Annotated in this window: 18 protein-coding genes; 9 read left to right on the top strand and 9 right to left on the bottom strand. The window is 40.2% G+C overall.

Annotated features, from left to right (window positions below; genetic code table 11):
* The first annotated feature begins 65 nt into the window (after positions 1-65).
* Complete coding sequence (locus CWC11_RS11225) at positions 66-2,450, top strand: TonB-dependent receptor (RefSeq protein WP_138682760.1); 2,385 nt, start codon at positions 66-68, stop codon at positions 2,448-2,450.
* Here the strand turns inward: CWC11_RS11225 and CWC11_RS11230 are convergent.
* The gene (locus CWC11_RS11230) at positions 2,434-3,363 is read right to left on the bottom strand and encodes a LysR family transcriptional regulator (protein ID WP_138682761.1); all 930 of its coding nucleotides are present in this window, start codon (positions 3,361-3,363) and stop codon (positions 2,434-2,436) included. The genes CWC11_RS11225 and CWC11_RS11230 overlap by 17 nt on opposite strands.
* A gap of 90 nt (positions 3,364-3,453) precedes the next feature.
* Between CWC11_RS11230 and CWC11_RS11235 the strand changes: the two genes are divergently transcribed.
* The 3 genes from CWC11_RS11235 (at position 3,454) to CWC11_RS11245 (ending at position 7,247) form a co-directional block, all read left to right on the top strand.
* Positions 3,454-4,260 carry a class II aldolase/adducin family protein gene (locus CWC11_RS11235; protein WP_138682762.1) on the top strand — a complete coding sequence of 269 codons (807 nt, stop codon included), beginning with the start codon at positions 3,454-3,456 and terminating at the stop codon, positions 4,258-4,260.
* Between the two features lie 127 nt (positions 4,261-4,387).
* Entirely contained in the window at positions 4,388-6,379 is a 1,992-nt protein-coding gene (locus tag CWC11_RS11240; RefSeq protein WP_138682763.1) for an AMP-binding protein, read from the top strand.
* Between the two features lies 1 nt (position 6,380).
* A complete protein-coding gene (locus CWC11_RS11245; RefSeq protein WP_138682764.1) occupies positions 6,381-7,247 on the top strand; it encodes a bile acid:sodium symporter family protein in 867 nt (288 codons plus the stop codon).
* A 49-nt stretch (positions 7,248-7,296) separates the two neighbouring features.
* Here CWC11_RS11245 and CWC11_RS11250 read toward each other — a convergent pair whose 3' ends face one another.
* The 6 genes from CWC11_RS11250 to CWC11_RS11275 form a co-directional block, all read right to left on the bottom strand.
* Positions 7,297-8,346, bottom strand: coding sequence for a DUF2955 domain-containing protein (locus tag CWC11_RS11250; protein WP_138682765.1), 1,050 nt, complete (start codon positions 8,344-8,346; stop codon positions 7,297-7,299).
* 10 nt (positions 8,347-8,356) lie between these two features.
* A complete protein-coding gene (locus CWC11_RS11255) occupies positions 8,357-9,421 on the bottom strand; it encodes an HlyD family secretion protein (protein ID WP_138682766.1) in 1,065 nt (354 codons plus the stop codon).
* A gap of 8 nt (positions 9,422-9,429) precedes the next feature.
* On the bottom strand, positions 9,430-9,897 hold the full coding sequence (locus CWC11_RS11260; protein WP_138682767.1) for a MarR family transcriptional regulator: 468 nt from the start codon (positions 9,895-9,897) through the stop codon (positions 9,430-9,432).
* A 188-nt stretch (positions 9,898-10,085) separates the two neighbouring features.
* Positions 10,086-11,297, bottom strand: coding sequence for a hypothetical protein (locus tag CWC11_RS11265; RefSeq protein ID WP_138682768.1), 1,212 nt, complete (start codon positions 11,295-11,297; stop codon positions 10,086-10,088).
* 198 nt (positions 11,298-11,495) lie between these two features.
* Positions 11,496-12,380 (bottom strand): spermidine synthase, encoded by an 885-nt coding sequence (locus CWC11_RS11270; protein WP_138682769.1) that lies wholly within the window; start codon positions 12,378-12,380, stop codon positions 11,496-11,498.
* Complete coding sequence (locus CWC11_RS11275) at positions 12,373-12,996, bottom strand: fused MFS/spermidine synthase (RefSeq protein WP_138682770.1); 624 nt, start codon at positions 12,994-12,996, stop codon at positions 12,373-12,375. The genes CWC11_RS11270 and CWC11_RS11275 overlap by 8 nt, the downstream gene beginning before the upstream one ends.
* 159 nt (positions 12,997-13,155) lie before the next feature.
* On the opposite strand from CWC11_RS11275, the gene CWC11_RS11280 reads away from it, so the two are divergent.
* Complete coding sequence (locus CWC11_RS11280) at positions 13,156-15,237, top strand: TonB-dependent siderophore receptor (protein ID WP_138682771.1); 2,082 nt, start codon at positions 13,156-13,158, stop codon at positions 15,235-15,237.
* A gap of 77 nt (positions 15,238-15,314) precedes the next feature.
* Here the strand turns inward: CWC11_RS11280 and CWC11_RS11285 are convergent, their stop codons facing one another.
* Positions 15,315-16,190, bottom strand: a complete 876-nt coding sequence (locus CWC11_RS11285; protein ID WP_138682772.1) for a LysR substrate-binding domain-containing protein — start codon at positions 16,188-16,190, stop codon at positions 15,315-15,317.
* Positions 16,191-16,297: 107 nt separating this feature from the next.
* Between CWC11_RS11285 and CWC11_RS11290 the strand changes: the two genes are divergently transcribed.
* Positions 16,298-16,990, top strand: a complete 693-nt coding sequence (locus tag CWC11_RS11290) for a hypothetical protein (protein WP_138682773.1) — start codon at positions 16,298-16,300, stop codon at positions 16,988-16,990.
* A gap of 210 nt (positions 16,991-17,200) precedes the next feature.
* Positions 17,201-18,175: a transposase gene (locus CWC11_RS11295; protein WP_138682774.1), complete on the top strand. Its 975-nt coding sequence runs from the start codon at positions 17,201-17,203 to the stop codon at positions 18,173-18,175.
* Between the two features lie 418 nt (positions 18,176-18,593).
* Here the strand turns inward: CWC11_RS11295 and gcvA are convergent, their stop codons facing one another.
* Complete coding sequence (gcvA, locus tag CWC11_RS11300) at positions 18,594-19,523, bottom strand: transcriptional regulator GcvA (RefSeq protein WP_138682775.1); 930 nt, start codon at positions 19,521-19,523, stop codon at positions 18,594-18,596.
* A 169-nt stretch (positions 19,524-19,692) separates the two neighbouring features.
* Here gcvA and CWC11_RS11305 point away from each other — a divergent pair, with 169 nt between their 5' ends.
* Both CWC11_RS11305 and CWC11_RS11310 read left to right on the top strand, forming a co-directional pair.
* Positions 19,693-20,466, top strand: a complete 774-nt coding sequence (locus CWC11_RS11305) for an SDR family NAD(P)-dependent oxidoreductase (RefSeq protein ID WP_138682776.1) — start codon at positions 19,693-19,695, stop codon at positions 20,464-20,466.
* 84 nt (positions 20,467-20,550) lie between these two features.
* Entirely contained in the window at positions 20,551-21,225 is a 675-nt protein-coding gene (locus tag CWC11_RS11310) for a cupin domain-containing protein (protein ID WP_138682777.1), read from the top strand.
* Position 21,226: the final 1 nt, after the last annotated feature.

Below are 21,226 nucleotides of genomic sequence, written 5' to 3' on the forward strand. Positions count from 1 at the left end.
CTCGTCAGTATGAAATAGACGCAAAAATATCCAATAAAAATAACCTCTATAATGGAGTTGCAGCTATGACAACTGAACACACACAGTCACACACAATTTTAAAACACTCTTTTTTAAAGCACAAAGCACTTACTTTATTTACGCTCAGCGCATTAAGCGTGGGCATGGCACAAGCCGCCGAGAATAAAGTAAATAAAAGCGAGCTAGAAACCATCACCGTTACATCTCAAAAGCGGGTGCAATCACTGCAAGACATTCCTACCTCTATTCAAGCACTTTCTGGCGATTACCTCGATAAAAATAGCGTTGACGATTTACTCGACCTAAGTGAAAACCTACCCAACGTACATATAACCGAAACCTCAAGCAGTAAGCGTATTTTTGTACGCGGTATTGGCTCTGGCACTAATTCAGGTTTTGAACAATCGGTTGCTATGGTCAAAGATGGCGTTTATTTAGGGCGCGGCCATCAGGCTAAATTTCCATTTTTAGATATGCAGCGCCTTGAGCTTGTTAAAGGGCCGCAGTCGGTTATGTTTGGTAAAAATGCCACGGCTGGCGCATTTAGTATGGTTTCAAACTCGCCTACAGATGTACTTGAAGGCAATGTATCGGCAGAGTTTGGATCAGATAACGAAAAGCGCTTTACAGGCGTTATAAACATTCCTATTAACGATGATTTAGCCATACGCATTGCCGCGTTTGATCACTCGGTAGATGGCTTTTTATATAACCAAGCGCGCCAAAGCGATGAGCAATCTAACGATTCATCAGGCGCGCGTTTATCAATAGATTGGCAAATAAACGATGATATAAACGCATTGTTTAAATGGGAACACGGTGAGTTTGAATCGCATGGCTCGCGCTATCAATATATTATTGATACACCCAACCGTGATTTACAAATAGCGAATGACCCTACTAACCCAGGCAATGTAGGCTATCGCTCACTTTTATTAAGTGATAACTCAGGCCTTGATTACGCAAGTTCAGTATCGGGAGATGGCCACCCAGGTGGGCTAAATGAGCAAAGTAAAACCACGCTTGATAATGCCTCATTACAACTAACTTATAACCATGGCGAATACGAATTTACCTCTGTTACTACGTATAGCGAGTACGATTGGGACTCAACCTTTGATGCCGATTTTTCAGAAGTCCCGCTTATAAAACAAGACTACTTAGAAAACTATAACCAGTTTACGCAAGAGTTTAGGGTAAGCTCGCCAACGGGGCGCACGCTTGAATACGTTGCGGGTATTTTTTATATGAGCAGCGGGCTTGAGCACCCAAACGATATTTTATTTGGCGCATCGTTACTTATTCCTGATTTAGTGGGCACATCACTGGGCGTAAATGCGCTGTTTGATCAAGACCAAAAAAGCTACTCAGCATTTACAGCCCTTACGTGGAATGTAAACAAGCAATGGCGCGCTAATTTTGGTCTGCGTTATCAAAAAGAAGAAAAAGAAGTAAGCAGCGTACAAAGTGTGTATAGCGTATTTGAGCCAAACACACCGCTTGCAGTACAACAATTTGCCAATGTGGCCGCGCCCACTATTGCAGGGCAGCTCTCAGGCGCGGGTGTACATAACCTTGCTGCTAAGCGAGATGAGTCGCACTTGTCACCCAATATTAGTGTGCAGTATTTAGGGTTTAACAACACCATGTTATTTGCAAGCGCAGGTATAGGTTACAAAGCCGGTGGCTTTGATGGCTCAGGGTTAAATGCCTCACAAGGTACTACCATTGATGAAAATTCAGGCTTTGAGTTTGAAGACGAAAAAGCCACTAATTTTGAATTTGGCATAAAAGCCGAGCCAATTAAAAATGTATTACAAGTAAACGCTACGCTGTTTTATACCCTGTACGATGACCTACAAGTATCTGAATTTAATGGTAATGCATTTGTAGTTAAAAATGCTGCCGAAACCAAAGTAAAAGGAGTTGAAGTAGACTCGCGCTGGGCAATAAATCAAAGCTGGCAGGTATCGGCAAATCTTGCGTTACTTGATTTTGAATACGAGCAATACGCCAGTGCTTCACCAACGGTTATGCAAAGCGAGTTACTTGGGCAAGCGTTTCAAGATTTAACAGGGCAAACCGGCGCGTTTGCTCCCGATTACTCAGGCAACATAGCAATTGATTACAATACCGAGGTGTTTTCAAACCTTACTTTAAGCAGTAATTTGGCGCTTAACTTTAGTGACGATTACTTTTTAGAGCAAGATCTTGACCCAATAGCCAAGCAAAGCGCTTTTGAGAAACTTAATTTACGCGTAGAGCTTGGTAGCAATGAAGGGAATTGGTCGGTGTCGTTATTAGCTAAAAACCTGACCGATAAACAAACTTTTTCGCAGGCCAATGATGTGCCTGTAATTAGCTACGCACATCGTTTTTTATCGGAGCGTGGGCGCAGCTATCACGCACAATTTAATTACCGTTTTTAAGTTTGTTAGTAGGGATAAGTTGCTGGGCCAAACCTAGCAGCTTTTCTCGCATCCAACTATTTACTAAATCGTCATTGGCTTGTTCGTGCCAATACATGTGCACGGGCATTAACGGCACATCAAACGGTAACCTAGTCACGTGCACGGGCATTTGCTCTTTTAATACTTGCGCGTACGAGTTTGGCATGGTCATTATCATATCGCTTTGGCTAATCACTTTAGTAGCCGCAAAATAGTGTTCACATTTAAGCACCACATTGCGCGCAAGTGCATGCTTTGCCAGCGCCATATCAATAATATCTACCTGCGCCCCTTTTAACGACACCAGCGCGTGCGACGCCTTTGCGTAATTTTGTACAGTCAAATCATTTAATATTGGGTGATCGTGCCTACAAATTAGCGAAAAGTGTTCGTTACAAATAAAGGTGTTTTTTATGTGATTACTGGTAGGGGTAAGCACATCAATAACTATATCGAGTTCTTGGTTTTCGAGTGATTTTTCCATATCAACATGCGAAACCTGTCGGCTGTTAATAGTGATATTAGGGGTGTTTGTAAGTAAATCAGTCATTAGTGGCGGAAAAAATATCGATTCTAAAATATCTCTAAAGCCAAATTTAATCTCGCGCTTAAACGCGGCTATATCAAAAAGCCGCTCGTTGTTCATGGTGGCCTCTAATGCCTGCACCGACTCAATCACTTGCGCTATTATTTTTTGGCAAAAAGGCGAGGGCACCATACGCCTACCGTGGCGAATAAATAAAGGGTCGTCAAACTTATCTCTAAGGCGAGAAAGTGCATGACTAACAGCTGGTTGCGTTAAGTGAAGTTTATCGGCTGCACTGGTAATACTGCCCTCTTGGTATACTGTTTTAAGGATTACAAACAGGTTTAAATCTATCTTTCCATGCATAGTATTTATGTTTAACCATTAATTAACATCACTTCTATTTATCATAAGCGAGACTAAACTAAAGTCAACAGAGTTTAATTTAGGATTATTATGAGCAATACACTAGAGCAGCAAGCCGCAAAAATGACCATAGGCAGCGACAAATTTAAACTTATTATGCCGCCTAAATTTAATACCCTAGAAGAGCAACGCAGCTACGAAAAACAACGCCTAGCCGCGGGCTTTAGAGTATTTGCCATGTATGGTTTTGATGAGGGACTTGCTGGGCACATTACGCTACGCGACTGCATAGAGCCCGATACTTTTTGGGTAAACCCGGTAGGTATGCACTTTGCGCATATTAAAGCGTCAGATCTCATTAGGGTTTGCCATAAAGGAAATATTATTGAAGGCAGCACACCGATTAATAATGCCGCGTTTGCTATTCATTCACGCATACATATGGCGCGCCCCGATGTAAACGCAGTAGCCCATGCGCATACTCGTTATGGCCGTGCGTTTTCGGCATTAGGTGAGCTACTTAAACCTATTTCGCAAGACGCCTGCGTATTTTACGAAAACCACAGTATATTTGATGTATTTAGCGGCGTAGTGGCCGACAGCGAAGAAGGCGACATGATAGCTAAATCACTAGCTGACAACTGCGCTGTTATTTTACAAAACCATGGTTTGCTAACTGCGGGTTCGTCGGTTGATGCCGCAGTTGCCAATTTTGTATTGCTAGATAGCTGCTGCCAAAGCCAGTTATTAGCGCAAGCCGCAGGCGAGCCTAAGCTTATCTCGCACGATGTTGCGCTACATACAAAGCAAGCTAATGGCTCAGAGCTGGTTACATGGGGAAATTTTCAGCCCATGTATCAGGTAGTTGCCGCAAAAGATAACAGTTTTTTAGATTAATCATAGGCAGTAAGCTATTTTTTGATAGACTAAATTTTACGCGGTTGTTGCCCACACAGCATAGCCGTGTTTAAACACCATGCACTCACACAAAACACACACATTATAAAAATACGTTGAGGGTTTTATGAATATAACAACAATTAAAAACCACGCCGATGTTGGCAATTTAAACCTTGCTGAAATATCACCAGAGCAACTTCCTCGCTCTACTTATCATGCCATTTTGCAGTCGGCAAAAAACTTTGGTGATGCAACCGCTATTGAATACATTTTAGATGGCGACTGTATTAACCCAATGCAAATTCCGTTTGCAAAAAAGCTTATTCACCGCATTTTAATGACCTTTAAAGGTAAAAGCTTTGCAAATCCGCACCGTAAAATGAGCTACAAAGCGCTTGCCAAGAACGTAACAGGGCTTGGTAATGCATTGCACTCGTTAGGCATAACAAAAACCGATGTAACCTCGCTGGTGTTACCTAACTTTCCGGAAACCTATGTATCGCTTTGGGCAGCAGAGGCCGCTGGCATTGCAAACCCAATAAACCCCTTGCTTGATGAGTCCATAATGAAAGAAATTATGATCTCTGCCAATACCAAAGTCATTATTGCTCTAGGCCCAGTGCCCGGTAGCGATATTTGGCAAAAAGTATTGGCTATTAAAGAGCATATTCCCGGCCTAAAAGCGGTTATTAGCTTATTTGGTGACGACATAGCATGCTCGCAAAACAATAAAGTACCCGTTTATGGGTTTAAAAAGTTACTCGCGGCGCAAAATACCCAAACAGCTAATTTTACTGTGCCTGAACAAAGCGATGTGTGCGCATATTTTCATACAGGAGGTACAACCGGCTTACCTAAACTTGCCAGGCACTTACATTTAAACCAGCTTACAAATGCAGGGCAGGTTAATTTACTTTCGCCGGTAAACGCAGGCGATACCATGCTAGTAGGTTTGCCCATATTTCATGTAAATGCGGCAGTGGCAACGGGCATTGCCTCAGTAATGAAAGGTTGTAAAATTTTACTCGCAAGCCCTTCAGGCTTTAGAGGTAAAAATATAATACAAAACTTGCTCACTCTAATTAATAATTACGATGTAGCCGTTATGACCGCCGTACCCACGGTTTACGGTGCTATGGTTGAGCAAATTACTTCGCAAAAAATCACTGTACCACCGCTTAAAATGAAGTTTGCCATTTGCGGGGCTGCGCCGCTTTCATCAGATTTACAAGCACTGTTTACTAAACTCACCAATACCCCACTGGTAGAAGGTTATGGCTCAACTGAGGGGAGTTCGGTAAGTACGTTGATGCCGGTAAACCCAATAAATACCGAGGCGTCTGTAGGACTGCCAATACCCGGTATTACACTTAAAATTGCAGATATAAGCGAGCAAGGCACGCTTATAAAAATGTGCGATGCGCACGATGTTGGCGAAATAATAATAACCGGTAATAACGTATTCCCAGGTTATGTAGAAGATGCGCATAACCAAGGTGCATGGGTTGTTGACGAAAACGGCCAACAGTATTTTAGAACAGGCGATTTAGGCAAAATAGACGAGAGCGGCTATGTATCGCTATGTGGTAGGCAAAAAGAGCTAATAATACGCGGCGGGCACAATATAGACCCCAAAATGATTGAAGATGCCGCAACCAGCCACCCCGATGTAACACTTGCAGCCGCCGTGCCACGCCCCGACAGCTACGCAGGAGAAGTCCCCGTACTTTACGTAACGTTAAGCCCAAATAGCACACTTAACCTTGATGAGCTCACCACGTATGTTGGTACCCACGTACCTGAGCGAGCTGCAATACCTAAAGCTATTTATATAATTGATGAAATACCGCTAACTGCCGTAGGTAAAATTTATAAACCCGAACTGGTTTGCCTCGAAATAAAACAAACCATAACAGAGGCACTTAACGAGCATTTAAACAACAAAACCGTGCAAATAAATGTATTTGCTGATAAAAAGTTAGGCATCAAAGCGAATATTTTAGTAAATGAAGACGAGTTAAACGTACTACAAGAGCAAATAAAAACGTTGCTAACGCCTTATTCATTTAACTACGAAGTACTCGCTATAAAAACAAAAATAAACGAGGTTGCCTAATTTGAATGCATCATTTTTAACAGAAATCATACTCCCCCTCGCGCTTGCCCTTATTATGTTTGGCATGGGGCTTGGGCTTACTATTAGCGACTTTACGCGGCTTTTTAAAAAGCCCGTAGCAATTACTATGGGCTTGGTAGGCCAAATTATTGCCATGCCATTACTTGCTTTAGGCTTATGTTATTTACTTAACTTACCCACGCCAATTGCAATAGGGTTAATGATTTTAGCCGCGTGCCCAGGCGGTACTATGTCAAACGTAGTGAGCCAGCTGGCAAAGGCTAATTTAGCGCTTTCGGTAAGCTTAACCGCGGCCTCAACCGCTATTAGCATTATTACCACACCGTTTATTATTGGCTTTGCCATGCACCAATTTGCCCCACAAACTGATGCCAGTTTTTCTATATTAACCACATCACTTGGGCTATTTGTAATTACCTTAGTACCTGTAGCAATTGGTATAAGCCTGCGCCATTTTAAAAGCGAAATTGCGATTAAAAGCGAGCCGTTTTTTAGGCGTTTTTCGTTATTTTTTATGCTCGCCATGATAGCCGCACTCGTAATAAAAGAACGTGCATTACTGGTAAGCTCGTTTAACGATGTATTTTGGGCGTGTATAGCGCTTAATATTGGCTCAATGATTATTGGTTTGCTCATAGCAAAACTTTCAAACCTTAACCTTACCGACTCACTAACACTGGGTATTGAGGTAGGGATTCAAAACGCATCGCTGGCTATTTTAATTGCTATAAGCTTTTTAAATAAGCCCGAATACGCAGTAACAGGCGGCGTATATGGCCTTGCCATGTTTATAGGCCCACTGTTATTAATTGCAGGGTTAAAGTTTAAAAGTAAGCCCACATCTTAAATTAAAAGGCTGCAACTGCAGCCTTTTTTAATATTTATAAATTAATGTGCTATTCAAAAGTATGATGACGAGTAACACTAAAGCGATTAAGTATATGGTGCATTACATACACGGCACACAAACTTAAAATAATAGCCACAGATACCGAGCTAAATCTATATAGTGCGCTGTAAACTAGGTCTTGCCCAGGGCCTAAATAGTTACCAAACAAAATACCAAAGGTTGTTAGTACGCCAAAGCCAATGCCCGGTATACCGCCACCTAAAATATGAAAACGCGCAAATATAAACGACAGTATCCATAAAGTAATAATTGGGAAAAGTAAAAAGTCTGAGTGGCTATACAAAAGCAATTGCGATAAAAGTGCAGCATTACAGCCAATAAGTGTGCCTATAGCACGCTGCCATGCAGCCATTCCTGCGGCTTTCCAGCATAATGAAAATAAAATAAGTACCGATGCTGCTTGCGCCGAAATAGAGTCGTTTAAATCAAGTACCTGAAAAACCACAAAAGAAAGTGTAGCCACACTTGCACAAAGCAGTACTTCATGACGAATACTTTCTTTTGCTTTAGTAGGCATTGCTCGCCCTGGCCGGGCAGTTACATCAGGGAATATGCCATGCATTATTGCAGCAATAATCGCGGTTAAAAAAATAGCTAAACCATTACTTAAAATAAGCGGATAAATACTACTTCCTTGATCTACATAACTTGAAAAGTGCAACTGAATAGATAAACTCACCACACCTAAAGCACCAAATAAAAAGGCGGCGCCTGAACTCATTTGATAAAACAAAATGCAAAAAACAGCAAAAACTAACAAGGTCATTAGTACAGGCAAATGAGAAAACAGCCCTTGCATAATAAGCACTACAAAAGCGCTAAACGCAGCCGAGGCAATAAATTGCGTTATAACAGCGCGGCTAAATGTAGGTACCATACCTAATAGCAACATAGGGTAAACGGTAAAAAATATACCGTTTGGCCAGTTCATTAATTTACTAATTGTAAAACCAATTGTGCACCCGCCCGCAATACGCAGTGCTTGGCGCAAGCCATTGGAGTCTAATTGTGGGCCTTGGCTAACAACTTTGCTCATAAGGCCTCCTTTAATAAATGTAATGTAACCAGCTAATAAATCTAATTTGTATTGAGCCAAACCATTGCCCAATACTCGACTGCGGCAATAATTGCACCGTTGCACGAGAACCACTTGGCATATTGGCTATTAAATCTTGATGGTTTGTAAGCTTTAAATGAATACGTTGACGCTGCGCATCGCGAACCCAGCGGTTACTGGTTTCTGTGGTACTTAATAAACCATTAGCACTCAGCTGGCCGCTACTTACACCCGCTTCAAAAGTATCAAGAACGGCCTCGTAAACTTCACCAGGGCGGCTATCAAACACAACTCGAGCTTGAGAGCCCGGCTTCATATTAGAAAGTGACTTTTCTCTAAAGTCGGCAACCAGATCAGCTTTTTTAGCCACAATAGCCAACAAAGGTTGCCCAGCAACAGCGTACGCACCATCGAGCAGCTGCAAATTAGCAACTGTGCCATCGCTTAAAGCGCGCACCTGAGTGTACGATAAATTAAGTTCAGCTTGCGCTAATTGGTTAGCGCCATGACGCATTGCTAAATTTTGCGAGCCACTTTCACCACGCGCCAAAATAGCCTCGGCTAATTGCGCTTCAAGGGCTGCAACGCTTGACTTGCTAGCTTGAAAATTGGCACGAATGCTTTCAAGCGCTTGTTCCGATATAGACTTTTGCGTATAGAGCTTTTCGCCTCGGTTTTTAAGTAACTTTTGTTCGTGTTGCTTTGCCTTGGCTGCGCTTATTTGTGCTTCAAGCGCTTTTACATTGGTATCTAAACGCTTATTTTGCAGCTTTGCGTCGTCTAGTGCTAATTGCGCTTGTTCTTTGGCTAAAATATATGGGTCTTGGTCGATACTAAATAAAACATCGCCAGCTTTAACAGCTTGGTTATTACTTACTTTTACATTAGTAACTCGACCACTAATTTGTGGAGATATTTGCACAACAGGATGATAAACACGCGCTTGCGGCGTAACAGGTAAAACCATATCTGCCACTAAATAATAGATAAATACTAAAATAAACCCTATGAGAGAAAACCTTACATAGCGTGCAAATTTTTGATCGGGTGTCATTTTTAACCTTACTTATTAACTTCAATACATTCAAGTGCGTTTTGTTCCATTTTGAGTAAACACAATGCCATGGCATCTAACTCCTCAGTAGATAAATCGCTGTATAACTGATTTTTTATGTCGCTGACTGTCTCCAATAAAGAATGCAAAATAGTGCCGCCTTGCTCAGTAAAATAAATCTTTTTACTGCGTTTATCGTGCTCATCTATTTTGCGGGTGATTAAAAGCTGATCCTCTAACTGTTTTAAAGTGCGAGTGAGTGAAGGCATTTCTATACCTAAGCTGTTAGCAAGCTCAAGTTGAGTTAACCCTTCGCCGCGCATATCTATGTGCATTAGGGCTGTCCAACGTGATTGCGTAAGCCCTAAAGGCTCAACAGCTATGGTAACGGCTTCGCGGCATAGCCTATGGACGCGGCCCATATTGCCGATAATGGTTAAATCGAGCGTTTCGTGAAAAGGTTTTTGAGTAGTCATAACCACCCCAAATTAGTTAGCATGCTAAGTATTTTAACATTAATTAGCGTGCTAAGTAAATATATGGTGATGTATCACAATGTAGATATTTTAAAGTTTAAAATCGGGAATGAAATAGTGGTTTTTAAATAGTATTAATCTTTAAGGTTACTTAAAAGCCACTGTATTTTTTAGAGAAGTAATAAATGTTAAATCATGTTGTGAGTGATGGGTCCAAGATCTTTGAAGGCATAAGAAGCAAAACCTGCTTTTGCATGGTTTGAAGCAATTCTCACTTTTGTACCACTGTTAGTTGTAAAAAAATCAGTGTATATCGCAGGATATTTAGTATCTAGCTCGCTAAAAGATACACCCGAGAATAACTTATTTAGATTTTCGAAATTTTTTGGTAAAGCAAAAATAGCTTCGTTTTCATGTATATCAGCGCTTGTATTAGAATAAATAGAGAAAAACTCATCAATTGTTAGATTAAGCTGTAAGTAAAACAGAAAAAATGGCTGCGCTCTTTTTAAGTCGGTAAAATATCCTATACAACTTATATTTTTAGTGTCGAAGTGTTCATCAGATAAATTAAGTTCGTCTTTAAGCGAACGTGCGCTCGTAGCAAAAGGTGAAGGTTTATTTTGGTCGTCAATATCGCTACATAGTGGATTGTTTACGGAACGGTACATACCTTCAGCAGCAGACAAATGTACTGATATTTCATCGTTACTTTGCTTACCTGCAATAAACTGGTTCATGGATCTAACAGAGCAAATCACATAACCATCTTTAGTGACGACTAACGTACCAGTACCAACTTTGAATTGTACCTGCGGAAAGTTCCTCATTGTTGATATAGACAATACTTTTTTATCTAACGAAAGCATATCTCTTAAAGTATGGTTTTCTTGAGTCGCATCGCTGTAATAGGGTTTTTCTAGGCATAAATTTGGAAACACAAAACTAAAGTAATCTGTTGGCTCTAGTATAAGTTTGTAAATATTATTACGTTTACCATTTGTACCCTCAGGTCTACTTACATCAATACGCCTAAGGCCAAAAGATCCATTATTATCTAACGTTAGGCCGTTTAATTCTGAATGTGCTTTTTTATCTGCTATTTCTTTTTGTTTTAGTGTTTCTAATTCAGTAGGAAGCTTTGTATTGTAATCAAGTAACTCCGAATCAAAGCAACTACTTTTTAAGGGCGTTTTAACAAAAAGGTTTTCAGGACGTATATCTTCTACGTTAAGTAAATCAAATAATTCTTTTATATCTAATTTATGTTTGTGCTTACTAATAGAGCTAACAGGTTCTACAAACCAGCTTTTAAAGTTAGTGAGTAAATCTTTTGGTGCGACAGCAAAAAAAGCGAGTATTCCTAATACAGAGGCAATGATGCCTATAACTTCCAACATGTTAATACCCATAATTTATAAACAGCATTTTGCTGTAAGTCACTTATAAAGTTCATTACGAACAACTAAGTTTAATTTTTAAAATAATATTATAAAGTTACCAATGATTGTACTAATAACCGAAAGTAAATTTAAGTAAGTAATAAGTTATATTTAAAACGCGGTAAACCGCGTTTTAAATAGTTCATAATACTAGTTTTAAAAGTTAAGAAGGTTAGCGGGGGAGTATTGGTCGGTAAGTACTTTTGTATCTGCAGGCCAGTCTTGGTTGTTTTTAGTGCTTTGCATGTAGGTACTAATTGCTTTTATATCTACATCGTATTTTTTTAAACGTGGTTCAAGGGCGCTAATACGCTCGTTAAGTTGCGCCTGGGTTGGCATAGTTTTAATGCCCGCTAAAATAATACGGTTGCTGCGATTAGCACGGCTTACATTAATAAAATCACCAAATACGCTATGGTACGTTGCCGACTCGTGCTCGTATAATTTGCTGCTCGAAAACGTATTAGCTGCAATAACACCGCCTTCGGCCAGTACGCTTTGTACTTCTTCAAAAAACTCTTTGGTAAGCAAATGCTCAGGAATGTAATCGCCATTAAATGCATCAAGAATGATCCAGTCGTACTTTTGCTTTTTAATAGCCGCGCGTTTTATAAATATACGACCGTCTTGCACGCTTGATGTAACTTTATCAGTTTCTATAAAGTTAAAGTAATCGCGGGCTACTTTTAAAACAGCTGGGTCTATTTCAACATTATGAATTTTAGCGGCTGGGTAAAGCTCATGAATTACATTAGAAAGCGTACCGCCACCTAAGCCTATAACCAGCACGTTTTTAGGGTTTTGTGTTACTAAAAGGCTGGCAAAAGTAAGCTTGGTATAGTTAAAAACGAGTTTGTCGGGATCGTTTTTATACATACAACTTTGGCTAGTCTGGCTGCTTTTTGTATTAAATTTAAGACAGCGTAGGTCGCGTGTTTCATCAACAATAATATTTCGATACAAAGAGCGTTCTTCGTGTATTACATTACTAAACGCTGCACCTGAAAACACACTGGCAGCTAAGAGTAAGTATTTAAGCATGCGCTAACTCCTTATTACCGCCAAGGCTGTTAACAGTAATAGCAAGTACACCAAGTAGGCCAAGTGTTGATGCAAACGCGCTAATTATGGTGTTTACGTCGAACGCGAGCACAAAGTAAAACGAGGTAATAATAGTACCCAAGGCACTGCCTAGCGTGCTTACAAAATATAAAACACCCGCAACTTGGCCGCTTTTTTCGCTGTCGGTTACTAATAAGCGAACAGAATAAGGCGAAATCATGCCTAAAATAACGGTAGGAATAAAAAATAAAGCTGTAGAGGCAAGCAAAGAGCCATAGCGTGTGTCTTCAATGTGGGTAAATATAAATTCCATTATTGGCTGCGAAAACAGCGCAATAGGCACCACCATAATACTCGCCACTAAAAAAATTAACCCATATTTAGTAAGCGATGCATTTTTAGTACTAAGTTTGCCACCGAGTAAATAACCTAAGGATAAACTAAGCATAAATACAGTAATTATACTGCCCCAAATATGTACGCTACTGCCAAAAAAAGGCGCTAAAATTCGCCCTCCTAAAAGCTCAATACCCATAATGCAAAAGCCACTGCAAAAGGCTAAAAAGTAAATTAACGCGTTTGTTTTTATACTCATATAATTATCGTTATGTAACCTAAAGAGATCACCATACTAACGTGATGTATACAAAGCTGCTAATGCAATTTTTAAATTCAAAAAAGTCTTTTTGTTATAAAGTAACACATGCTAAACTTATCGTTATAATATCACATTAGCTTATTCCCTATTATCATCATGAAGTACTCTTTAATTTATTTAGCCTGTTTAGGCATTAGTGCGCAAACACTTGCGCAAGAGCAAACCGACGAAATTGAAAAAATATCTGTCACTTATAAACAAGCTTACCGTGGCGACATTCCTCAAAAGCAAATGCCGCAGTCTATTGTAAGTGTTAGCAGCGCTGCACTTGATCAAAAAGGCATTACCGAATTACAAGACGCGCTTGATTTTTCAGCGAGTATTTCGCGCAAAAATAACAGTGGCGCATTATGGGATAGCTTTTCTATTCGTGGCCTTTCGGGTAACGAAAACATGCCGTCGGGCTATTTAATTAATGGCTTCAGTGGTGGGCGCGGTTTTAGCGGCCCGCGCGATGTATCAAACATTGAATACATAGAAGTATTAAAAGGCCCAGGTTCTGCACTTTATGGGCGCTCGGAGCCTGGTGGCACTGTTAATATTGTGACCAATAAGCCACAGTTTGATTCTCAAGGTGAGCTAAAACTAAGCTTAGGCAGCGACAGTTTTAACCGTGTTGAAGGCGATTACACTAACGGCATTAACGACACCACTGCGTTTAGAATAAATGGCGCGTGGCAAGATAGCGACAGCTACCGCGATGAGGTGTACACCAATAAAAAGGTGATTACGCCGTCTATTTATCATCAAATAAACGCATCGACCAGTGTAACGTATGAGTTTGAATACGTAGATTTAGCCCAGTTATTTGACCGTGGTGTTGTAGTGCTTGATAACGATTTTGACACCGTACCAAGCTCACGTTATTTAGGTAACCCAAACGATGGCGACACGCAGGTTTACTCTCGTGGTCATCAAATTACGTTAAATCACGATATTAACGACGAATGGTCACTTGTTGTAGGTGCAAACTACCGCAGCTCTACATTAACGGGGTTTTCGTCGGATGCTGAGCTTTCGCCATCGCGCCAATCGTTATTTGACGATGGCCGCACACTTACCCGTCAGCAGCGCTATCGCGACTACGAAGTAGAAGACACAAGCGTTAAGTTTGAAGTTAGCGGAAGTTTAGATACAGCAGGCATTACGCATCACTTATTAATAGGTGCCGATGCATATAAGTACGATTTACGTACAGCGCTTTCACGCTACCGTGGCGGTAATGGTACTTATACTGTTGATATTTTTGAGCCAAACTACGATGTTGAGCGCCCAGCAGTTAGCTTACTTTACGAAAACGACGAAGAGCAAAAAGCTTACGGTATTTATGTTCAAGACCAAATGGATATTACCGATAAATTTAAGCTCTTAGTTGGCCTAAGGTTTGACAGCGTTGACCAAGACATTTTAGAAACCAACAGCGGCGTGTTTTCAACAAGCTCTGAGAGTCAAATAAGCCCACGTGTTGGTCTAGTGTACGAGCTAAATAATGCACTCACCTTTTACAGCAGCTACTCAGAAGGCTTTTTGCCACTAAGCGGCACTGATGCAAGCGGCGACCCGTTTGGCTTTGAATACAGCGACTCGTTTGAAGTTGGCGCTAAGTTTGAATACTTAGGCGTAAACGGTACTGTGGCATTTTTTGATGCTTCTAAAAGTAATATGTTAGTGGCAGACCCTGTAAACGTTGGTTTTTCAGCGCCTATTGGTAAAGCCGATAGTAAAGGTTTTGAGCTTGATTTAAACACCTATATTACTGATGCAACCGCGTTTAGCTTATCGTACGCCTATATAGATGCCAACACAGCAAACGATATTATTAATGCCGATTGGGGCGTGCCAATTGAAAAAGGCAGCCCGCTGGTAAATGTACCAAAAAACAACCTAAACCTTACGCTTAGCCACCAAACGGCGTTAATGGGCAAAGAGCTTGAATTTGGTGCAAGTTACCAATACACAAGTAGCCGTTTAGGTGATGCCGCCGATTTAAGTTTTAGGCTACCTAGCTATCAATTAGTAGGCGTGTTTGGACAAGTTAATTTAACCGAGCAGACCGAACTTAATATCAGTGTTAATAACATTTTTGATGAAGATTACGCAGAAAGTAGCTACAACGCTTTATGGGTTTACCCAGGTGCGCCAACTCAATTAAAAATGTCGTTAGCTTATAATTTTTAATAGCTAGCAACTTAAAGTTTTCATCCTAAAGCGTCTTAGTGTAGTGGTTAAGGCGCTTTATTTTTTTAAGACCTTTTTTATAAAGAATGCATAAGTTTATTAAGCCAACCATCGGCCTTTGATGGTTTGTATATCATTACAATGCTTTCACTGTAGTGACTGTTAACCCCCTTTACAGTTAATTTTGTAAGCCCTAAATCGTCAATCACAAAGTTAGGTAAATACGCTAACGCCAAGCCACTTTGCACAACCTCTATTAATGCACTGTAGTCGCTACATCTAAATACAATATTGCGCGGGGCCATGTGATCTTGCCAGCCGTCGGAGCCTACACCTTGCTCTAAGCCGCATAACGGCGAAAACAAAGGGCATGCAAAAACCGCCTGCAGTAATTGTTTTTTATTAAGCGTTAATGCACCTTTTTGAACTAGCTGATGCGAAGCATGTGCTGCCACACTAAACCCAGTATTAAATACATCAACCGACACTAAATTAGTATGTGAGCTATTATTTAGTGCCTCGCGAGTTACTAGCGCAATATGCGCCGAGCCAGACGCAACTTGGCTTATGGCTTCACCTTCAAACACATTATTAATACGCACCGAGCAGGGTAGTTGGCTAAGAGGTGTAAGCAGCTTTTTAAGGCCACTTTTAAGTAAAATGGCAGGGCCTGCAATAACCGCATTAAATTTATGATTATCACTTTTAAAACGGCTAGTAAGCTGCTGGTAATTATGAACTAAATCACTACTGTGCTTAACAAACTCTTTGCCTTTATCATTAAGCACTAAGGTTTTACCCACACGGTTAAACAGCTCTGTGGCTAAGTTTGCCTCAACCTTTTTTAGCGTTTTAGACAGCGCTCCTGGGGTAATATTAAAATGCTTAGCGGTTGTATGCAGATTTTGCGAACTCGCCATATGAATTACTTTTTCAATGTCGTCTAAATGCATAGCGCCAAACCATGTTGATTAAAAGGAAACAACTAATAACTTATTATCGATTATTTATACATAAAAACCAGCTTATAGTAACGCTATATTTATTTTTGAGCATTAACATGAAACACATACTGCTACTTTTTATTTTATTGTCGAGCGCAGCGCTTGCAAACACACCTCAACACAATTCACAGAACACACATAAAGCCCACAGCTACGTGGGATTTCATGGTATGGCGCTTATATTAGCGGGCGATAAAGTACTGGCTAGCCACATGCCGTTATACGCTCCTCCACACGACTACCAAATAGTGTATGAAGTAACTACAAGTGACACCCACTTTAATACAATCAAAAGTGTTTTAAAAAAAGCAGCAAACGAGCAACGTCAGATCACTATTTTACCAACCAAATTTGACCTAAACTTATTAATAAATAAAAAGACACCCACCTTAAACGTAACTGTATTTAACAGCCATTTTGAACGCGGTGGCAAAGCACTTTTTACAACCAAGCTAACTTTTAAAAACCCGTTATACATTGAAAAAATAACGACCAATAAAGCACAAAAAAATGCGTTTGAGTTAATAAAGCTAACAGCGCAGCAAGGCTTGGTAATTCATAAAATACAAAGTAAACCAAGCTATGACTCACTAAGCTTAGTGCCGCTTAGTAGAGGTGAATATAACGGGGAATTAAAGTGTGATGCTGCATTAAATACTTCAATAGATACTGTTCTCATAAGCAAGCTAGAGGCATGCTTTAAAAGTGTGCCAAGCTATTTAGAAACAAAAGACTTTGCGATTAATTAATTAATTTATAAATAGCCAGCACTTTAGCTTAAAAACGCTGGTTTATAAAGTGCTGCTCAGCATTTAATGAGTACAAGTTTGCCTGAACATACTCACCATTGTGCAACTTAACTTGCGTTAATAAAGTTATGATGACACCCATCTTTATTTTTGTACTTTAGCCATTTAGCAACTAAGATTTATTCAGTTCAATAAACAAACAGGTGCTACATGGCTATTGCAAGAAAACGCCAAATAAGTTTGGCCGATACAAAGTACTATCACTGTATTTCACGTTGTGTGCGCCATGCTTATTTATGCGGCGCGGATTCATTAACAGGTAAATCTTATGAACATCGAAGGGGCTGGGTAGAGCAAAAACTATTTAGCCTCGCTAAAATATTTTGTATTGATATATGTGCTTATGCAGTTATGAGTAATCATACGCATATTGTGCTTTATGTTGATGATAAAAAAGCAAATAGATTGAATGACAAAGCCATAGTGCTGCGCTGGCATAAGCTATGTAAAGGTACACCACTAACGCAAAAATTTTTACAAGGTGAAGAACTTAGTAATACTGAGCGCTACTTTTTAAGCCAAACTATTATTCAATATAGAGAAAGGTTATCTAGCATTAGCTGGTTTATGCGCGTTTTAAACGAACATATTGCTCGAAAAGCTAATAAAGAAGATAAATGCACTGGCCGGTTTTGGGAAGGGCGTTTTAAATCACAAGCTCTTCTTGATGAAGCTGCCCTTGCAGCTTGTATGGCTTACGTTGATCTAAACCCAATTAGAGCAAAAGTAGCTAAAGCTCCTGAAGACTCAAACTTTACCAGTGTGCAAAAGCGAATTAAAAGCGCAGAAAATGCAAAGCAACCCAAACAACTTTTAAAGTTTGCAGGTAAACCCCGTAAATTTATGCCAAAAGGTTTACCGTTCGAGCTTAAATATTACCTCGAATTAGTTGAGCTCACAGGGCGCATTATTCGCAATGACAAACCAGGTTTTATTGAAAACACTCAACTCCCTTTATTAGAAAGAGTAAACATATCGCCAGAAAATTGGTTAAAACTCACTACTGATTTTACCCGCTTATTTCACGGCGCTGTAGGTAAGCCACAATCACACGTAAGTTATTGCGGACACTTAAATAAAAAACGACGAGTAAATTATAGTAATTGTAAAAAGCTACTAGCCTAAAAACCTCCTTAATAGTTTTAAAACTGCTCAAATGCAGGTTTAACCATGCCTAAAATTAATAAATCATAAATATGCCAACCCAATACCTCTTAAATTTATCCATATTGCTGCACTTTTTATAATTACAGCTAATAAACCCCATTAAAAGCGCTTAATTTAACTGATAATTACATATTTAGAGTCGGTGTCATGATAATTTTTTGAACTGCCAACTCAAAATTTAAGGTGGGTGTCATTTTAATTATTCCTCTTACTTGTGACATAATTTTTACTGCTAATTAAACGCCACTTTAATAATTAAAGTGGCTAACTTGGAGCGAAAGCTTACGGGGAATTAACGTGGTTAACCACAGAGATTATCTTTTACCATGGTAAATATTTTCTTTACTGCTGTATTTTATAAAAATACTGCTGAGTTTTAATCTTTTTTAGCCACGGAGTTTTCTACCTCTTTAAACAGCCATTCTTTAAATGCGTGTATTCTTGGCAGTTCAGCACATTCGGGGCGATAAATAACGTAATACGCCAAAGGCGATTCAAAATAAATATTAGGAAATAACCTGACTAATCGCCCTGCGGCGAGATCATCTTTAGCCATAACACTGCGCGCTAAAGCTACGCCGCGGCCGTCAATAGCTGACTGCAATACCGCTGCCGAATTATTTATTTGAATGCTTTTAGTGGTTAAAGGGCCTGTTATTCCGGCTTTTTTTAACCACGCCGACCAAGACGGAAAACCAGTATGATCATCCATTGACTGATCGTGTATTAGGGTTTCGTTCAATAGTTTATCAATGGTACTTAAGCGGTTTGAGTCTTCTAAAAATTTAGGTGAGCATACCGGGTATACTTCTTCATCCATTAGTTTTTCTGCGCTTAATCCTTGCCAATTGCCTACGCCAAAGCGTATGCCTACATCTATACGCTGATCTGCAAAATCCACCGGTTTTAAATTAGTATTTAAATTTACATTGGTTTGCGTACATATTTCTTGAAAGCGATGCAACCTAGGTAATAACCATTTAGCAGCAAATGCAGGACTTACTGCAACCGTTAACGCGCCGCTTATGGCGTTGTCTTTTAAAATGTCTAGCCCTTGGGCAAGTTTATCAAACCCTTCGCGTATTAATGGCAGGGCATTTTGCGCGGTTTCGGTGGTTATTAGCCGTGTTTTACCCGAGCTCATTCTATGAAACAGCGGCGTATCGAGCCACTCTTCCAATGTTTTTACCAGCTGCCCAACTGCAGCAGGCGTTACGTTTAACTCATCAGCTGCCGCTGAAAAACTTTGGTGCCTTGCGCTTGCTTCAAACGCTTTTAATGCATTGAGATGTATGGGAGATTTCATACGATAAACTTTTTCTTTATTGATGATTCAGATTATCTCGTTTGTTAAAGCAAGTAAATAAGTAAAAAATACCTCCCAAGCCAAACAGCAAGCTACTTGCTATTAGGCAACTTATTACTTTTTATTTATATAACAAATACAGCGCATATTGGCGCTTGGAGAAATAATCATGACTAAGCAATTTTCAGGTAAAAAATTACTCGTTATTGGTGGTACTAGCGGAATGGGTTTTGAAACGGCTCGATTAATTTTAGAGCAAGGCGGCCAAGCTGTAATTGTTGGCCACCGTAAAGAAAAAGCCCAAGCAGCAAAAGAGCAGCTATCAGCTTTAGGCACTGTTGAGGTGTTAACCGCTGATTTAACCAGCGATGAAGGCGTGCAAAACTTAATTAACACACTTTCACAAGACCACGCAGACGTCGATTTACTGGTAAATGCCGCCGGTGTGTTTTTCCCTAAACCATTTTTAGAGCACGAAGCGGCTGATTACGATCAATACATGCAAATTAACCGCGCCTTGTTTTTTATTACTCAAAAAGTAGCCGCTAATTTAGTGGCAGCTAAACGCGCAGGCGCTATTGTAAATGTGGGTTCTATGTGGGGTAAGCAAGCTATTGCCGCTACACCATCGTCAGCGTATTCAATGGCTAAAGCAGGCTTACATGCGCTAACTCAACATTTAGCAATGGAATTAGCAACGTACAATATTCGCGTTAATGCTGTATCGCCAGCGGTTGTACAAACGCCAATTTACGAAGGCTTTATTCCTAAGGCCGAAGTAAACGATGCCCTACAAGGCTTTAACAGCTTCCACCCAATTGGCCGTGTAGGTACAAGCGAAGATGTCGCCAATACCATTGCGTTTTTACTCAGCGACAAAGCCGCTTGGGTAACGGGTGCTGTATGGGATGTTGACGGCGGTGTAATGGCTGGTCGTAATTAATACGTAATTTTAAAGCCCTCGATGGGCGCAAATTTATAGAGCAATAATGTATGTTATTGCTCTTGTTTAATTTAGGTTGGATAAATGCGAGTCAATTCAGATTTTTCACAACACGCTTTAATGCTGCCAACTCAATATCGTTGGCAAACATCGCCTCAGGCGGGTGTTGAGCGCGTAATGCTCGACAGAATAGGCGCTGAAAAAGCCAGAGCAACAAGCGTAGTACGCTACGCGCCTGAGTCTACTTTTCCAAGTCATGCTCACCCAGGTGGTGAAGAAATAATGGTACTTTCGGGCACCTTTTCAGATGAGTCGGGCGACTACCCACAAGGCTTTTATTTACGAAATCCGCCAGGGTCTTCACATGCACCTAAGAGTAAAAGTGGCGCCACAATTTTTGTAAAACTGTGGCAAATGTGCGTAACAGAAACCACCCCAGTGCGGATAAATACAGACGATCCAGCTACGTGGATAACACAAAACAACCGCATAATATGCCCGCTTTATAAAAATGATAACGAAGTAACTAAACTGGTAAAGTTAGCTCCGCAGCAGCCCCTATTTGATAATATAAATGCACATAATGCCTTAGAGTTATTTGTACTGAGCGGCAGCGTAGTACATAACGAGGTAGAATATTCAAAAGGAAGCTGGCTAAGGCTGCCATGTAATAATAAAGCGGTAATATCAGCGGGAAATAACAGCGCTAAAATTTATCTTAAAGTAGGTAATTTTAACAATATAGGCTGTGGAGGCTAAA

Source organism: Pseudoalteromonas sp. S3178 (genome assembly GCF_005886985.1).
Lineage (GTDB): Bacteria > Pseudomonadota > Gammaproteobacteria > Enterobacterales > Alteromonadaceae > Pseudoalteromonas > Pseudoalteromonas carrageenovora.

Coding starts and splice junctions, on each gene's coding strand:
- CWC11_RS11225 (WP_138682760.1), top strand. CDS start 66: ATGACAACTGAACACACACAGTCACACACAATTTTAAAACACTCTTTT.
- CWC11_RS11230 (WP_138682761.1), bottom strand. CDS start 3,363: ATGCATGGAAAGATAGATTTAAACCTGTTTGTAATCCTTAAAACAGTA.
- CWC11_RS11235 (WP_138682762.1), top strand. CDS start 3,454: ATGAGCAATACACTAGAGCAGCAAGCCGCAAAAATGACCATAGGCAGC.
- CWC11_RS11240 (WP_138682763.1), top strand. CDS start 4,388: ATGAATATAACAACAATTAAAAACCACGCCGATGTTGGCAATTTAAAC.
- CWC11_RS11250 (WP_138682765.1), bottom strand. CDS start 8,346: ATGAGCAAAGTTGTTAGCCAAGGCCCACAATTAGACTCCAATGGCTTG.
- CWC11_RS11255 (WP_138682766.1), bottom strand. CDS start 9,421: ATGACACCCGATCAAAAATTTGCACGCTATGTAAGGTTTTCTCTCATA.
- CWC11_RS11260 (WP_138682767.1), bottom strand. CDS start 9,897: ATGACTACTCAAAAACCTTTTCACGAAACGCTCGATTTAACCATTATC.
- CWC11_RS11265 (WP_138682768.1), bottom strand. CDS start 11,297: ATGTTGGAAGTTATAGGCATCATTGCCTCTGTATTAGGAATACTCGCT.
- CWC11_RS11270 (WP_138682769.1), bottom strand. CDS start 12,380: ATGCTTAAATACTTACTCTTAGCTGCCAGTGTGTTTTCAGGTGCAGCG.
- CWC11_RS11275 (WP_138682770.1), bottom strand. CDS start 12,996: ATGAGTATAAAAACAAACGCGTTAATTTACTTTTTAGCCTTTTGCAGT.
- CWC11_RS11280 (WP_138682771.1), top strand. CDS start 13,156: ATGAAGTACTCTTTAATTTATTTAGCCTGTTTAGGCATTAGTGCGCAA.
- CWC11_RS11285 (WP_138682772.1), bottom strand. CDS start 16,190: ATGCATTTAGACGACATTGAAAAAGTAATTCATATGGCGAGTTCGCAA.
- CWC11_RS11290 (WP_138682773.1), top strand. CDS start 16,298: ATGAAACACATACTGCTACTTTTTATTTTATTGTCGAGCGCAGCGCTT.
- CWC11_RS11295 (WP_138682774.1), top strand. CDS start 17,201: ATGGCTATTGCAAGAAAACGCCAAATAAGTTTGGCCGATACAAAGTAC.
- gcvA (WP_138682775.1), bottom strand. CDS start 19,523: ATGAAATCTCCCATACATCTCAATGCATTAAAAGCGTTTGAAGCAAGC.
- CWC11_RS11305 (WP_138682776.1), top strand. CDS start 19,693: ATGACTAAGCAATTTTCAGGTAAAAAATTACTCGTTATTGGTGGTACT.
- CWC11_RS11310 (WP_138682777.1), top strand. CDS start 20,551: ATGCGAGTCAATTCAGATTTTTCACAACACGCTTTAATGCTGCCAACT.